Origin of the sequence: Rosenbergiella gaditana (genome assembly GCF_018494065.1) — a bacterium.
GTDB lineage: Bacteria > Pseudomonadota > Gammaproteobacteria > Enterobacterales > Enterobacteriaceae > Rosenbergiella > Rosenbergiella gaditana.
The window spans coordinates 42,694-56,477 of sequence record NZ_JABBFR010000007.1; the positions used below are offsets into that span (position 1 = coordinate 42,694).

13 protein-coding genes are annotated in these 13,784 nt (G+C 47.4%); 9 read left to right on the forward strand and 4 right to left on the reverse strand.

The genetic code is table 11. The features are described from left to right. Positions 1 to 31 precede the first annotated feature (31 nt). Positions 32 to 1,357, reverse strand: coding sequence for an APC family permease (locus HH682_RS06800; protein WP_214236842.1), 1,326 nt, complete (start codon positions 1,355 to 1,357; stop codon positions 32 to 34). 256 nt (positions 1,358 to 1,613) lie between these two features. After that, positions 1,614 to 2,060, reverse strand: coding sequence for an Ivy family c-type lysozyme inhibitor (locus HH682_RS06805; RefSeq protein WP_214236843.1), 447 nt, complete (start codon positions 2,058 to 2,060; stop codon positions 1,614 to 1,616). A 220-nt stretch (positions 2,061 to 2,280) separates the two neighbouring features. Here HH682_RS06805 and rpsF point away from each other — a divergent pair, with 220 nt between their 5' ends. From rpsF to rplI, 4 genes are read left to right on the forward strand one after another with little or no spacing between them, the layout of a single operon-like run. After that, positions 2,281 to 2,676, forward strand: a complete 396-nt coding sequence (gene rpsF / locus HH682_RS06810; protein WP_048912783.1) for a 30S ribosomal protein S6 — start codon at positions 2,281 to 2,283, stop codon at positions 2,674 to 2,676. A 9-nt stretch (positions 2,677 to 2,685) separates the two neighbouring features. Beyond that, on the forward strand, positions 2,686 to 3,000 hold the full coding sequence (priB, locus tag HH682_RS06815; RefSeq protein WP_241592723.1) for a primosomal replication protein N: 315 nt from the start codon (positions 2,686 to 2,688) through the stop codon (positions 2,998 to 3,000). Between the two features lie 4 nt (positions 3,001 to 3,004). Then, entirely contained in the window at positions 3,005 to 3,232 is a 228-nt protein-coding gene (rpsR, locus tag HH682_RS06820; protein WP_000135199.1) for a 30S ribosomal protein S18, read from the forward strand. A 39-nt stretch (positions 3,233 to 3,271) separates the two neighbouring features. After that, a complete protein-coding gene (gene rplI / locus HH682_RS06825; protein WP_048912781.1) occupies positions 3,272 to 3,721 on the forward strand; it encodes a 50S ribosomal protein L9 in 450 nt (149 codons plus the stop codon). Between the two features lie 49 nt (positions 3,722 to 3,770). Here rplI and HH682_RS06830 read toward each other — a convergent pair whose 3' ends face one another. Then, positions 3,771 to 4,268 carry a LysM-like peptidoglycan-binding domain-containing protein gene (locus HH682_RS06830; RefSeq protein ID WP_214236844.1) on the reverse strand — a complete coding sequence of 166 codons (498 nt, stop codon included), beginning with the start codon at positions 4,266 to 4,268 and terminating at the stop codon, positions 3,771 to 3,773. A 158-nt stretch (positions 4,269 to 4,426) separates the two neighbouring features. Between HH682_RS06830 and fklB the strand changes: the two genes are divergently transcribed. The 3 genes from fklB to HH682_RS06845 all read left to right on the forward strand — a co-directional run bounded on the left by fklB (position 4,427) and on the right by HH682_RS06845 (position 6,413). Further along, complete coding sequence (gene fklB, locus HH682_RS06835) at positions 4,427 to 5,047, forward strand: BamJ family beta-barrel-assembly machinery protein (protein ID WP_214236845.1); 621 nt, start codon at positions 4,427 to 4,429, stop codon at positions 5,045 to 5,047. A gap of 142 nt (positions 5,048 to 5,189) precedes the next feature. Continuing rightward, the gene (gene cysQ, locus HH682_RS06840) at positions 5,190 to 5,939 is read left to right on the forward strand and encodes a 3'(2'),5'-bisphosphate nucleotidase CysQ (protein ID WP_214236846.1); all 750 of its coding nucleotides are present in this window, start codon (positions 5,190 to 5,192) and stop codon (positions 5,937 to 5,939) included. 270 nt (positions 5,940 to 6,209) lie between these two features. After that, positions 6,210 to 6,413, forward strand: coding sequence for a DUF1107 domain-containing protein (locus HH682_RS06845; protein ID WP_214236847.1), 204 nt, complete (start codon positions 6,210 to 6,212; stop codon positions 6,411 to 6,413). A 40-nt stretch (positions 6,414 to 6,453) separates the two neighbouring features. Here HH682_RS06845 and paeA read toward each other — a convergent pair whose 3' ends face one another. Beyond that, positions 6,454 to 7,800: a polyamine export protein PaeA gene (gene paeA / locus HH682_RS06850; RefSeq protein WP_214236848.1), complete on the reverse strand. Its 1,347-nt coding sequence runs from the start codon at positions 7,798 to 7,800 to the stop codon at positions 6,454 to 6,456. 444 nt (positions 7,801 to 8,244) lie between these two features. Between paeA and tamA the strand changes: the two genes are divergently transcribed. Then, positions 8,245 to 9,960: an autotransporter assembly complex protein TamA gene (gene tamA, locus HH682_RS06855; protein ID WP_214236932.1), complete on the forward strand. Its 1,716-nt coding sequence runs from the start codon at positions 8,245 to 8,247 to the stop codon at positions 9,958 to 9,960. Next, positions 9,957 to 13,784, forward strand: coding sequence for an autotransporter assembly complex protein TamB (tamB, locus tag HH682_RS06860; RefSeq protein WP_214236849.1), 3,828 nt, complete (start codon positions 9,957 to 9,959; stop codon positions 13,782 to 13,784). The genes tamA and tamB overlap by 4 nt, the downstream gene beginning before the upstream one ends.

Sequence of the window (13,784 nt, forward strand, 5' to 3'; positions counted from 1 at the left end):
ACCCGCTTACCTTAGGTAGGCGGGTCTTTCCTTACTGGCTAAAGACCAACTCTCGCTTAGTCCACCAATACCAGATGATCCAACATACGCCGATTGCCGTCCAGACGAGCCCTAACCGCATGGCATCTTGATCTAAGTTAAGCCACATCACGCCGATGCATAAAATACCCGCTACAGGAATCACGAGGTGTGAGACCCAGTGTGACAGAGTATTTAACCGTTTTTGCTGAATGGCATAATAGGCAATCACTGACACATTGACTGAAGTAAAGGCAACCAGTGCGCCAAAACTAATCAGGGAGACTGCAGTATCTAGATTAAAGAAGACGGCGGTCATCGCTAAGGCACCCACAAAGAGAACGCAATAGAGTGGACTACCTAGGCGAGGGTGGATATAGCGGAACTTAGCGATAGGGAAAATACCATCGCGTCCCATAATATGCAGTAATCGTGCAGCACTGGCGTGTGAGGCCAACCCTGAGGCAAAGGTGTTAACTAAAATGGCAACGAGAAAAACGGATTGGAAAAATTTCCCACCGACATAAAGCACAATTTCAGGCATGGCTTCAGTTGGGTTTTTAAATTCCACATTGGTCGGAAAGTAGAGCTGGGTAAACCAGGCCGCCACAAAGAAAATAATGCCACCAATTAATGCAGTGAGGAGTACCGCCCGTGGGATAGTGCGCTCAGGTTGATGGGACTCATCGGATAACGTTGTCACTGCATCAAAGCCGAGGAAAGAGAAGCAGAGGACTGCGGCGCCCGCGACTAATGGCAGGAATGTCTGTTCACCATTCCACAACGGTTTTAGAGTCCAAACCGCTTCATGACCATGCTGATGCCCCACACCTTGAATGACGAGCCAAACGAAAACAGCCATCAATAGCACGGGCGCACCGACAAAAAGAAAGTTTAGATTTGCCAGTAAACGAATATTGCGGCTGTTTACCCAAGTCACTAAGCCAGTGAAGAGCACAATCCATAACCAAGAGGGCACTTGGGGAAATAGAGAGCGTAAGTAAATGCCAGCTAACAACGCATTGATCATTGGCAACAGCATATAGTCAAGCAGAGAGGCCCACCCCACTAAAAATCCAGCTCTGTTACCACAGGTCTTGCGTGCGTAGGTATAAGCAGAACCTGCTTTAGGGAAGACTTTTACCATTTTCCCATAACTGCAGGCAGTGAGTAATACTGCAAAGAGCGCTAAGAGGTAGGCTAATGGAACACGGCCTGAGGTCATGCCTGAAACAATACCGAAAGTATCAAATACCGTCATCGGCGTCATGTACGCAATACCGACGATGACCACCTGCCATAATCCTAAATTACGCTTATATGTTACATCTTGAGTCATTCAACACCACCTGGGACAAGATTGGGTAATACTGTTTAAGCAATTTCTATGCCCAACTACCGGTGAATGCAGCCTAGAAATGGTTTTTAGCTTGCTAAAATAGGCTTTTTTTCAAGAGAGTAAAGTAGGGATTAATAATAAAATTTTTTGTACTGATAAAAGTTATTAAACTGACTGGAGAGGGAAGAAAAGAGGACGGTAAAAACCGTCCTTAGAAGGCGCGAAGATACTCGCATGGCCTCCACTGCCTTAGGCATTACTCGCCGTAATTAAAGGCCTTCGGATGGTTCGACAGGCTACCCGTGGTGGCAGCATAGAGGATCGTTTTACCATCAATCGATAATTCATCGCTGACATTGAGCCACTGTAGTGTCTCACGATGTAATTTTTCGTTGGCTTGTAGATAAAGTCCGCTCATTTGCTTAAGTTTTGCGGAATAAAGGACTGCGAATTGCTGGTTACCGCAGTTATGAGGTTTACAGATAGTGTAGACCTGATAATCGTTCCCTTTCACCGTCACTGTTTGAGCGGGAGATTCTACGCCACCGGTTTTAATCCAGTTGGGTAGATGTTGATGGCTCATTAACGCGGTAAGCGCTTTTCCCCCTTCAGGGGTTTTGACTAAATCACTAAAGGTTACCTCCGCGGCAAAAGCACCCGGTGCGACCAGTAGCGAAGCGATAATACCTAATGGCTTTAACATAACTCCTCCTATGATAATCCAATCCAGTATAGACCCGGATTGGCCACGATTGGTAACAATCGGGATGTTTACTAAATAAGATGCGGATTGTCTTGTGTTTAGCCGCTAGTATCAGTACTATTACGCGTCAAATTTTTCAGCCGCATTTTAAAACGTTCCTTGCTTCCATGGGCCGCGGCTGACCCTGACAGGAGGCTGAATAATCCGTAAGGAGCAACCGATGCGTCATTACGAAATCGTATTTATGGTTCATCCTGACCAGAGCGAACAGGTTCCTGGCATGATCGAGCGTTACACTGGTGCTATCACTGGTGCAGAAGGCAAGATCCACCGTCTGGAAGACTGGGGCCGCCGTCAGCTGGCTTACCCAATCAACAAATTGCACAAAGCACACTACGTTCTTCTGAACGTTGAAGCTCCGCAAGAAGTGATTGATGAGCTGGAAACAAACTTCCGCTTCAACGACGCCGTTATCCGCAGCATGGTCATGCGCGTTAAGCATGCGGTAACTGAAGCATCACCAATGGTTAAAGCAAAAGAAGAACGTCGTGATCGTCGTGATGACTTTGCTAACGAAGCCGCTGATGACTCAGATGCTGAGGATTCTGAAGAGTAATTCTTGATGGTGGCTAACCGTCTACAACTGTCTGGGCACGTGTGCACAGCCGTAGTAAGAAAAACTAGCCCCTCAGGAATCCCGCATTGTCAATTCGTGTTAGAACACGAATCTATGCAGCGGGAAGCCGGGATTAACCGGCTGGCTGTATGCCGTATCCCTGTGATTATCAGTGGACATGAACATCAGCTAATTACTCAACATATAACGGTCGGCAAGCAGCTTTTACTGGAAGGTTTTGTCCATAGCCACAAGGCGAAAACAGGCCAAAGTAAACTGGTACTGCATGCCGAGCAGATTGAATTGATAGATTCTGGAGACTAGCCAAATGGCACGTTATTTCCGTCGTCGCAAGTTCTGCCGTTTCACCGCGGAAGGCGTTCAAGAGATCGATTATAAAGATATCGCAACGCTGAAAAACTACATCACTGAAAGCGGTAAGATTGTACCAAGCCGTATTACCGGTACCCGTGCAAAATACCAGCGTCAGCTGGCCCGTGCTATCAAGCGCGCGCGTTACCTGTCTCTGTTACCGTACACTGATCGTCATCAGTAATCGGTAGCTGTCCATTAACGACTTTAAGAGGATAAGGTAATGCAAGTTATTCTGCTTGATAAAGTAGCAAACCTGGGCAACCTAGGTGATCAGGTCAACGTTAAAGCGGGCTACGCTCGTAACTTCCTGGTACCACAAGGTAAAGCTGTCCCAGCAACCAAAAACAACATCGAGTTTTTCGAAACTCGCCGTGCTGAGTTAGAAGCTAAATTAGCGGAAACTCTGGCTGCTGCGAATGCTCGTGCTGAGAAAATCAATGCACTGGGCACTGTCACCCTCGCAACTAAAGCGGGTGAAGGCGGTAAACTGTTCGGTTCAATCGGTACTCGCGATATCGCTGATGCTGTGACCGCTGCAGGTGTTGCTGTTGCTAAAAGTGAAGTGCGTTTACCAAATGGTGTGCTTCGCACCACTGGTGACCACGAAGTTGATTTCCAAGTACACGGCGAAGTTTTCGCTAAACTGGTTATCAAAATCGCAGCTGAGTAAGATCAGCCGTGAGACAAATGCCGGCGCAAGCCGGCATTTTTGCTTCTCATTATTGTACCCGCAGAAAGCGTCCATCCTCTTGACGTACGAATAACACCTGTCCCTGCGTATTCTCGAGCGTTAATCCTGTTACGTCACTTTTAGCCGTCATGCGTATCTTCACGGCTTGCCCCGCACTCAATGTACTCAGCGGTCTATCGCTCCCTTGCACATTTGCCATCGCATAAAGTGCTTCAGTGGCTAGCCCATGATCCCGAAATAGCTGAGCTAAGGTTTCGCCTGCAGCAACATGGTAGATATGCCAAGTACCTTGCGTATCGCTCTGTTCGCCGAGCATACTAGGCGGATCAACGTGGCGTAATGTCACATCTGGGGACGGTGTCGGGCCGGGGAGTAGCACTCCAATAATCATCAGTAGAGCAGCCACCACCATCGCACGCCGATGCCAAGGTGAGAAAGACGCCAGCAGCGGTTGGAGACGTGGACGGACCTCGCGCAGATAAAACTGTCCACTTGCGTCGAGCAAAGCAGAAATCCTCTCCTTCATCGCTGCCTCCTTTAGCATTGTGCTGAGATTCAACCACTATTATTGCTATCATTGTTAATCTTTCTTAAGAAAAAGTCATTACTCAGCGGATCAATTTTACGAACAGCCTTCACGCTGCTATCCTTGCGGTTCAATTTATTTAGAGAAAAGGAACAGAAATGACGACTCTTTCTTTTGACAGTGTTGAAACGCAAGCAAGCTATGGTATCGGCCTGCAAGTTGGACAGCAATTGTTAGAATCAGGATTACAAGGTCTTGAGCCTGAGGCCTTATTAGCTGGTCTGCGTGATGCGCTGGAAGGAAATTCGCCGGCTGTGCCTATGGATGTTTTACATCGTGCATTACGTGAAATGCACGAGCGTGCGGACGCAGTACGTGACGAGCGTACAAAAGAAATGGCTGCTGAAGGGGCAAAGTACCTTGAAGAGAACCGCCAACGTGAAGGCGTGAATAGCACTGAGTCTGGATTACAGTTTCGTGTGCTGACGCAAGGTGAAGGCGCAATTCCTTCTCGCCAAGACCGTGTGCGTGTGCACTACACCGGGAAATTAACAGATGGTACGGTATTTGACAGTTCAGTCGCCCGTGGTGAGCCAGCAGAGTTCCCGGTCAGCGGCGTTATCGCTGGGTGGATAGAAGCGCTAACCTTGATGCCAGTAGGATCGAAGTGGGAGCTTGTTATCCCTCAACATCTTGCTTACGGCGAACGTGGTGCTGGGGCTTCAATCCCTCCATTTAGTACCCTCGTTTTTGAAGTTGAATTACTGGATATCCTGTAAGTTAACCACTGCAATCAACCGGCCTTGCGCCGGTTTTTTTTCGTCCGCAAATCGAGGTTTACCCACCCCTTTCAACGGAGTATGGTAACCTCAACTATCATAAATTTTGATATTACTAACGGCCGTTGACGGGAGGCTAAAAATGTTAGACCAGATTAACCAGATCGCACGCCTAGCCGGTGAAGAGATCCTTAAAATCTATCATCGCGAAGAAGGGCTTGATGTGCAGATCAAAACGGATGATTCGCCAGTCACTGCCGCCGATCTGGCAGCAAATAGCGTGATTATTGCTGGCTTACAGGCTTTAGCCCCCGACATCCCGATCTTATCTGAAGAGTCAGTTGTTGAATGGTCAGCACGACAGAAATGGACGCGCTATTGGTTGGTCGACCCACTCGATGGAACCAAAGAGTTTATTAAACGTAATGGTGAGTTTACCGTGAACATTGCCTTAATCGAGGCGGGTAAACCGATACTTGGTGTAGTCTATGCCCCAGTATTAGATGCGCTTTACTGCGCGGCTGAGGGCAAGGCGTGGAAAGAGGAAGCCAGTGGGGCACGTCAACGGATAGAAGCCGCCAATGCGCAGCCCCCCTTAGTTGTCGTGAGCCGCTCCCATGCCAATAATGACCCTGAATTGAAAGATTACCTTCAACAGCTCGGCGAGCACCAGACCGTTGCAATTGGTTCTTCACTTAAATTTTGTTTGGTGGCAGAAGGTAAAGCGCAGCTTTATCCCCGTTTTGGGCCGACAAATATTTGGGATACTGGTGCGGGCCATGCAGTAGCCCTTGCTGCTGGGGCACAGGTTACTGATTGGCACGGTACTACCCTCGACTATACCCCTCGGGAATCCTTCTTGAATCCAGGCTTTCGCGTCTCGCTGTTTTAATTCCGCTGTTTCTCTTTTGTTCCCTTATTTGAGGGAGCAAAATAATTTCCTTTCGCCATAAATTTGTCACCAAACCTGCCGATAATTCTGATTAGTTTCTTCACCATAAGAAATAAAAGGCTTAAATTTTAATATCAATTATTGATTTATTAGATTCAATCACTATTTTTGATAGGTTAATCAAAGATTATCAGTCTGTGATTTTTGTGTTTTCTGGATAACAAACTACACTCTATCTCAGAACGCAGGAGCGAAAGAGAGAAAGACTCAGTGAAAATTTATAAGCGATATAATCCGATTCAAATCGCCCGTTACGTCAAAACGTTATTTAAAGGCGAGATTTATATTGAGGATGTTGGCGAGTTTTATTTTGACCAAGGAAAGGTATTGAAACCTGTGAATGGCGATATTCAGCGTTTAAGTATGATGTCTGAAATCAATCGTCAGGTGAACGAGTTGCAAGTTAAATTCTAATTGTCGGGCCACAGAACGTTAACGTCTGTGGCCCGAGTGTTTATTGCTGCTTACCCGTAATCTCGTCGATCACTTGACCGGCAGGAGTCACTGGAGTGGGACGTTCATCACTTACCCGTGTCACCAGCAGTTGGTCAATCCGATAGTTATCGATATCAACCACCTCAAACTTATAGCCTGAGAAGATCACAAAGTCGGTACGTTTAGGGATCTTACGCAGCATATACATCATAAAACCACCAATGGTTTCATAATTGCCAGAGTGAGGAAAGGTTTCGATATGCAGCACACGGACGACATCATCAATCGGTGTCCCGCCTTCCACTAACCAAGAGTTTGCATCGCGCGCGACGATTTGCTCTTCAAAACCTTGTCCGACCAAATCGCCCATCAGGGTCGTCATGACGTCGTTGAGGGTAATGATCCCAACGACTAATGCATACTCGTTCATGATCACCGCGAAATCTTCGCCCGCGGTTTTAAAACTTTCCAAGGCTTCAGAAAGCGTTAAGGTATCAGGTACGATCAGAGCTGAACGGATCTGTACGCCACTGCTTAAGGTCATACTCTGATTACCCAACACACGTAACAGTAGCTCTTTAGAATCGACATAACCGACGATATGATCGATATCACCGTTACAAACGAGGAACTTAGAATGGGGATGATCGGCAATTTTCGACTTTAATACCGCCTCTTCTTCATTGAGATCAAACCAGACAATGTTTTCCCGGGAGGTCATTGATGAAGGAACAGTACGTGATTCCAGTTCGAAAACGTTTTCAATCAGTTCGTGTTCTTGTTTACGCAACACGCCCGCTAAGGCACCAGCTTCCACCACCGCATAAATATCATCTGGCGTGATGTCGTCTTTGCGATCCATCGGAATTTTAAAGAGACGGAAAACATTGTTAGCCATACCGTTAAAAAACCAGACCAGTGGACGGAATACAAGTAAGCAGATTCGCATTGGCCCAATAATACGCAATGCGATAGCCTCAGGTGCTATCATCCCAATACGTTTAGGCGTGAGGTCAGCGAATAAAATAAAGAGGCTTGTCACGACAGTGAAAGAACAGATAAAACTCAGCTTTTCTGACAATTCTGGAGATAAGAACCGATGAAAGAAATCAGAAAAAACCGGCATAAAGGCGGAGTCACCGACAATACCGCCTAAAATAGCGACAGCATTGACGCCAATCTGCACGACGGTAAAAAACATGCCCGGTGACTCTTGAAGTTTGAGCACCTGCTCTGCACGAATATCACCGTCGTTGGCGAGCAGTTTGAGTTTGATTTTCCGCGCGGCGGCCAGTGAGATCTCCGACATAGCAAAGAAAAAGCTAATAACAATTAATACTAGGATGACAAGTAAGCTATCTAACATAAGGAGTCCGAAGTTTATAAGCTTGTCATTTTTGGCCTGGGCAACATCTCAACAAAGCAACGTTCAGGCAGTCAGTGAGGAAGAACACGTTATCCGTGCCAAAAATGTCTGTCAGGCATATTCACTATGAATAATGCTCAGCAACAGAAGTGGCAGTGATTACTGCCTAAGTAGAGTATAGCAGTAGCGATGAATAAGTCGCTAGGGGGAGATGAGCAGAAATTCAGCATAAATAGAAGGCTTTTAGATCACTGGTTGTAATTTATGCAGGGTTTTTGGACAATAGCGAGATTGATAAGAAATATTATTATTTGATTTCGACTTTCTAAGGTTTGAACAAGACTAAGCTTACCACAGTGTGTATATTTTAATGAATCTACGCGATTTGCTGCTGCAAATGGATGTTTAACAGGAGAGTTCGTGGCACGTTTAACCCATTATAGTATGGCAGCACTTTTGTTAGCCGCCCCTTCACTTCAGGCCGCGACGGTTAGGCTAAACCTCGAAGGGCTTTCTGGTGAACTACAAAATAATGTCAGAGTTAGGCTGGCGACTATTACCAGTGAAGAGATCAGTGCAGACAGTCGTTTTCAAGCTCGTCTGGATGCGGTCATTAAACAAAGTCTGCGGGCGCTTGGCTATTACGAGCCGATTATTACCTATCGTCTTTCGCCCGAACAGGCACTTCCCACTGGAAAAGTGCTCACTGTCCATGTTGATCCCGGTGTAGCGGTCAAAATTGGCGGGAGTACCTTATTGGTTGAAGGTGAAGGCAAAAACGATACTGAGTATCAGCAGTGGGTTGAAAAGGGACGGCCTAAAGTCGGGAACGTTCTCAACCATGGCGATTACGATAAATTCAAAAATGGCTTTTCCAGTATTGCATTACGTAAGGGATATTTCGATGGGGCTTATCGCAAGAGCCAACTAGGCGTATCGCTTCCGCTACACCAAGCCTTTTGGGACATCGACTACGATACTGGGCAGCGCTATCGCTTTGGTAAAGTGACCTTTTCCGGATCGCAAATCAGAGAAGAGTATCTAGAAAAATTGGTGCCTTTCCACGAAGGTGACTACTACGATTCAAAAACCTTAGCAGAACTAAATCGTCGTTTATCCGCAATGGGCTGGTTCGGTTCTGTTGTGGCAGCGCCTGAGTTCAAAGGTGCGCAAAAAACCAAAGTCTTACCGATCAATGCTGCGGTCACCCCGGCAGTAAAAAATAGTTTAGAAGTTGGTGCGGGCTTTTCGACCGATGTCGGCCCACAGCTTAGAGCGACATGGAACCGACCTTGGGTCAACGAATATGGTCATAGCATTACTGCTAATACCTATCTGTCACAACCTGAACAGCAACTGGATTTCACCTATAAAATCCCACTCTTAAAAAATCCTCTTGAGCAATACTACACCATTAAAGGTGGGCTTAAGCGGACGGACCTAAACGATACAAAAGCCGACTCGACCACGATTGTCGGCTCGCGCTATTGGGAAAATAGCAGTGGTTGGCAAAAAGCCGTCAACTTAACTTGGCGTTTGGACCACTATACCCAAGGTAATTATACCAATACCACTATGCTGCTTTACCCCGGCGCTAGTATCAATAGAACGCGTTCGCGCGGAGGATTAATGCCGACATGGGGAGATTCACAGCGTTACTCGGTTGATTTTTCGGATACTACGTGGGGCTCAGGCGCTGACTTCGTGATATTACAAGCGTCAAATGTATGGATCCGCACCTATGCAGAGAAGCACCGCTTCGTGGTGAGGGGAACGCTGGGTTGGATAGAAACGGATGATTTTGACAAAGTTCCCCCGGATCTGCGCTTCTTTGCGGGAGGTGATCGCAGCATTCGTGGCTACAAATATAAAGATGTCTCACCTAGGGACAGTGATAATAACTTAACCGGTGCCAGCAAAATGGCGACAGGTTCGTTTGAATATCAATATAACGTCACTGGGAAATGGTGGGGGGCGGCGTTTCTCGATAGCGGTGAAGCGGTTAATAATTTCAAAGAAAGCGATGTTAAAACCGGTGCTGGGGTAGGGGTTCGTTGGGCTTCCCCTGTTGGACCGATCAAATTTGATATCGCCACCCCGATTGGTGATAAAGATACCCACGGTATTCAGTTTTATATTGGCTTAGGACCTGAATTATGAGTTGGTGGAAAAAAGGAATAATCGGCCTACTCGTCATCGTCCTACTGTTGATGACCACGGTCGCCTTACTGATTGGCACTACGTCTGGTTTGCATCTGTTATTCAAGGGCGCAAACCGATGGGTACCTGGCTTACATATCAGCCAGGTACAAGGTGGCTGGCGTGACCTGAACTTGCGGGATATCACTTATCAGATGCAAGGGGTTGAGGTACGTGGAGGTCAGCTTCATCTTGCGGTCAATACCTCGTGTCTCTGGCACTCATCAGTATGTGTTGACGATCTGTCATTAAGCGATGTCAGTGTCGTGGTCGATACTCGCAAGATGGCCCCATCGACGCCGGTTGAAGAGACGAAGAGTGAACCGTTAACGGATATTTCAACACCGTATCCGCTGACGCTTAAGCATCTTGGCTTGCACAATATCAATGTTAAAGTCGATGATACCCGTATTGCACTCGGAGAGTTCAGTACAGGTATTGCTTGGCAAAATCGCCAGATTACCTTAGCCCCTACCCAAATTAATAATTTCTTATTAGCCTTGCCGACTGTGGCGCAAGTGGCGGTCGATCACGCTGCACAGGCCACCAAAACCGCGATGACTCAAACGGCAGAACAGGTCTCACAGCAGAAAAAAGCTGAAGATGAACAGGCGCGTATCGCAGCGCAACAACCGCCATTAGGCGATACTCTACGCGCAATGTTTGCTAAGCCGTTGTTGGATCTTCCTTCAGTGACCTTACCTGTGGATGTCGATATTCAAGGGATCACCGGCAATAGCTTACGGGTAACGGGGGACACCGAGTTAACCATTAATCAGCTTAACCTGAAAGCGCGCGCCTTGAATAACCATATTGCCTTACAACAATTACAAGTTCAGGCGATACAAGGGCAGCTGCATGCGAGCGGTGAAGCCGATTTGACTGATAACTGGCCAGTTAATCTGAACCTTAACAGCACGGTAAACGTTGACTCCATCAAGGGGCAGAAGGTGAAGCTGTCGCTGAAAGGCAATATGAAGCAGCAAGTTGATCTGGCTGTTAATCTCTCTGGACCCGTGAAAGCCCAGCTCAATGCGATGGCGCAACCGGCGACAGTCGGGTTGCCTTTCTCATTGAAACTGAACAGCCCACGTTTACGGTGGCCGCTCACCGGCCCCGCACAGGTCCAAGTCGATAACGTTAATTTGGATACTTCTGGTAAGGCTTCTGATTACCGCATTCAGCTAGCAGCAGCCTTAACAGGGCAGGGTATTCCGCCTGCACAAATATCGTTAAAGGGTAAAGGCGATCTTGGTCAATTCAGTTTAGACCGGCTACGTGTTGCCGCCCTGCAAGGTAATGTTGATCTTAACGCATTAGTTGATTGGAATAAGGCGATTAGTTGGCACAGTGATTTAACCTTAAACAATATCAATACCGCGCGCCAATACCCAGACTGGCCAGCCAAAATTAACGGTCAGGTTACGACCAAAGGCAGTTTATTCGGTGGAACCTGGCAGTTGAGTGTTCCGAAAGTTGATATTAAAGGCAATGTTAAACAGAACCCTGTCAATATTGAAGGCAGCTTGCAAGGCAATAGCTACATGCAGTGGAAAGTGCCGCAACTCTTGGTGGCATTAGGTCGTAATCACCTCAATGTACATGGCGAGCTGAACGATAAGCTGATGCTTGATGCCGATATTGATGCACCAGCGCTTGACAATGCCCTGCCAGGGCTTGGCGGAACGATGAAAGGGGTAATAAATGCCCGGGGGACTCTACAACAGCCTGAGCTGAAGGTTGACCTACAAGGACGTGCTTTACGTTGGCAGCAAATACGCTTGCAGTCATTGGCGCTGAAGGGGAATGTCAGCTCGGCTGAGCAGATTTCAGGTAACTTGGTCCTTAACCTGCAGCAGTTGCATCAAGAAGGGGTGGATATTAATCAAATTCTGCTGAACGCTGGCGGTAATGAGCAAGCCCATCAATTAACCTTGAAAGTCACTGGTAAGCCGGTGGCAGGAGAGTTAGCGCTAAAAGGCCATTTCGACCGTCAGCAACAACGTTGGCAAGGAAGCTTAACCCGGAGTCAATTCTCGACGCCAGTGGGTAACGTGACGTTAAGCCGTGCGATGAGCCTTGATTATCAAAATACCAAACAAACTATCACGGTAGGGAGCCATTGCTGGGTAAACCCTAATGCTGAGCTTTGTGTTCCGGAACCGATTGTGGCGGGGCCCGATGGCCATGCACATTTGCAGATTCGACGCCTTGATCTAGCTATGTTGAAGGACTTTCTGCCCGCTCAAACTCAGCTATCAGGACGCTTCAGTGGCGATACTCGGGTAAACTGGACAGCGAAGGGCGGTCTACCCGAGGCTAAACTGAGTCTTAGTGGACAAGGTGTTGAGGTGCGTCAAGATGTGCAGGGTAAGATGCTGCCTATCGCCTTTGACCGACTCGATGTCAAAGCTGCATTAGTAAAAGGTAAAGCTCAGCTTCAATGGTTGATTAAATTGGTCAATAATGGCCAATTAACCGGTAATGTGCAGATTGCTGATCCCGAAAATCGCCGCACATTAGGCGGTACGGTTGGCATTGATAATCTCTCCTTGGCGATGCTTAATCCGGCTTTATCTAAAGGGGAAAGCGTACAAGGGGTGCTGAGTAGTCAGCTGCGTCTAGGTGGCTCGTTACAGAATCCACAAGTGTTTGGCCAACTTGCCCTTAAAAATGCCAAAGCATTGACCAGCGCAATGCCTGTGGAATTGACCGATGCGAATCTGTCGATGGTGTTTAATGGTATGTCATCGACACTTGAGGGATTAATTCAAACCGCTCATGGCAATTTAAACCTGTCAGGGAATGCGGATTGGCGACAGCTCGATAACTGGCATGCGCATATTGCGGCTAAAGGTGAAAAAATTCGTGTAACCGTGCCACCAATGGTGCGTATGGATGTCTCGCCTGATTTAACCTTTGATGCAACGCCTACGGCCTTTAACCTTGATGGGCGCGTCGATATTCCATGGGCCAGAATTGTGGTGCAAGATGTCCCAGAGAGTGCGGTCGGTGTTTCGTCGGATGAGGTGATGCTGGACGAGCACTTACAACCGATCAAGCCGACGACCACAGGTATGGCGATTAACAGTAACTTGATTATCCATGTGGGCGATGATGTGAAATTGTCTGCGTTTGGATTAAATGCACGGTTAAATGGCGATCTAAAAGTCGGGCAAGGGAAAAATGGATTGGGCTTAAATGGACAAATTAATATTCCTTCAGGCCGCTTCCATGCTTATGGCCAAGACTTGATCGTGCGTAAAGGGCAGCTACAGTTCTCTGGTCCGCCGGATCAACCTTATGTGAATCTAGAAGCCATTCGTAATCCCGATGCGACCGAAGACAACGTTACCGCCGGTATTCGTGTCACCGGCTTAGCGGATGAGCCGAAAGTCGAGGTGTTCTCTGATCCCGCTATGTCTCAACAAGCTGCACTCTCTTACCTGTTAAGGGGCCAAGGTCTTGGAAGTAGTGATGACAGTAATGCATTAACGTCTGCTTTAGTGGGGTTAGGGGTTGCACAAAGTGGTCAAGTTATGGGTAAAATCGGCGAGACTTTCGGTGTCAGTAATTTAGCGTTAGATACCGCGGGCGTTGGCGATAGCCAACAAGTCCAAGTCAGTGGCTATGTACTACCAGGCCTACAAGTAAAATACGGAGTGGGACTCTTCGATTCGTTAGCAACCCTTACGCTACGATATCGTTTGATGCCTAAACTCTACCTGGAAGCAGTGTCTGGCGTCGATCAGGCACTGGATGTGCTTTATAAGTTTGAGTTTTAG

What these genes read in the sequence shown, in the direction of transcription:
- HH682_RS06830 (WP_214236844.1), bottom strand. Translation starts at nt 4,268, where the DNA reads ATGAAGGAGAGGATTTCTGCTTTGCTCGACGCAAGTGGACAGTTTTAT.
- HH682_RS06805 (WP_214236843.1), bottom strand. Translation starts at nt 2,060, where the DNA reads ATGTTAAAGCCATTAGGTATTATCGCTTCGCTACTGGTCGCACCGGGT.
- HH682_RS06800 (WP_214236842.1), bottom strand. Translation starts at nt 1,357, where the DNA reads ATGACTCAAGATGTAACATATAAGCGTAATTTAGGATTATGGCAGGTG.
- cysQ (WP_214236846.1), top strand. Translation starts at nt 5,190, where the DNA reads ATGTTAGACCAGATTAACCAGATCGCACGCCTAGCCGGTGAAGAGATC.
- rpsR (WP_000135199.1), top strand. Translation starts at nt 3,005, where the DNA reads ATGGCACGTTATTTCCGTCGTCGCAAGTTCTGCCGTTTCACCGCGGAA.
- tamB (WP_214236849.1), top strand. Translation starts at nt 9,957, where the DNA reads ATGAGTTGGTGGAAAAAAGGAATAATCGGCCTACTCGTCATCGTCCTA.
- paeA (WP_214236848.1), bottom strand. Translation starts at nt 7,800, where the DNA reads ATGTTAGATAGCTTACTTGTCATCCTAGTATTAATTGTTATTAGCTTT.
- tamA (WP_214236932.1), top strand. Translation starts at nt 8,245, where the DNA reads ATGGCAGCACTTTTGTTAGCCGCCCCTTCACTTCAGGCCGCGACGGTT.
- rplI (WP_048912781.1), top strand. Translation starts at nt 3,272, where the DNA reads ATGCAAGTTATTCTGCTTGATAAAGTAGCAAACCTGGGCAACCTAGGT.
- rpsF (WP_048912783.1), top strand. Translation starts at nt 2,281, where the DNA reads ATGCGTCATTACGAAATCGTATTTATGGTTCATCCTGACCAGAGCGAA.
- fklB (WP_214236845.1), top strand. Translation starts at nt 4,427, where the DNA reads ATGACGACTCTTTCTTTTGACAGTGTTGAAACGCAAGCAAGCTATGGT.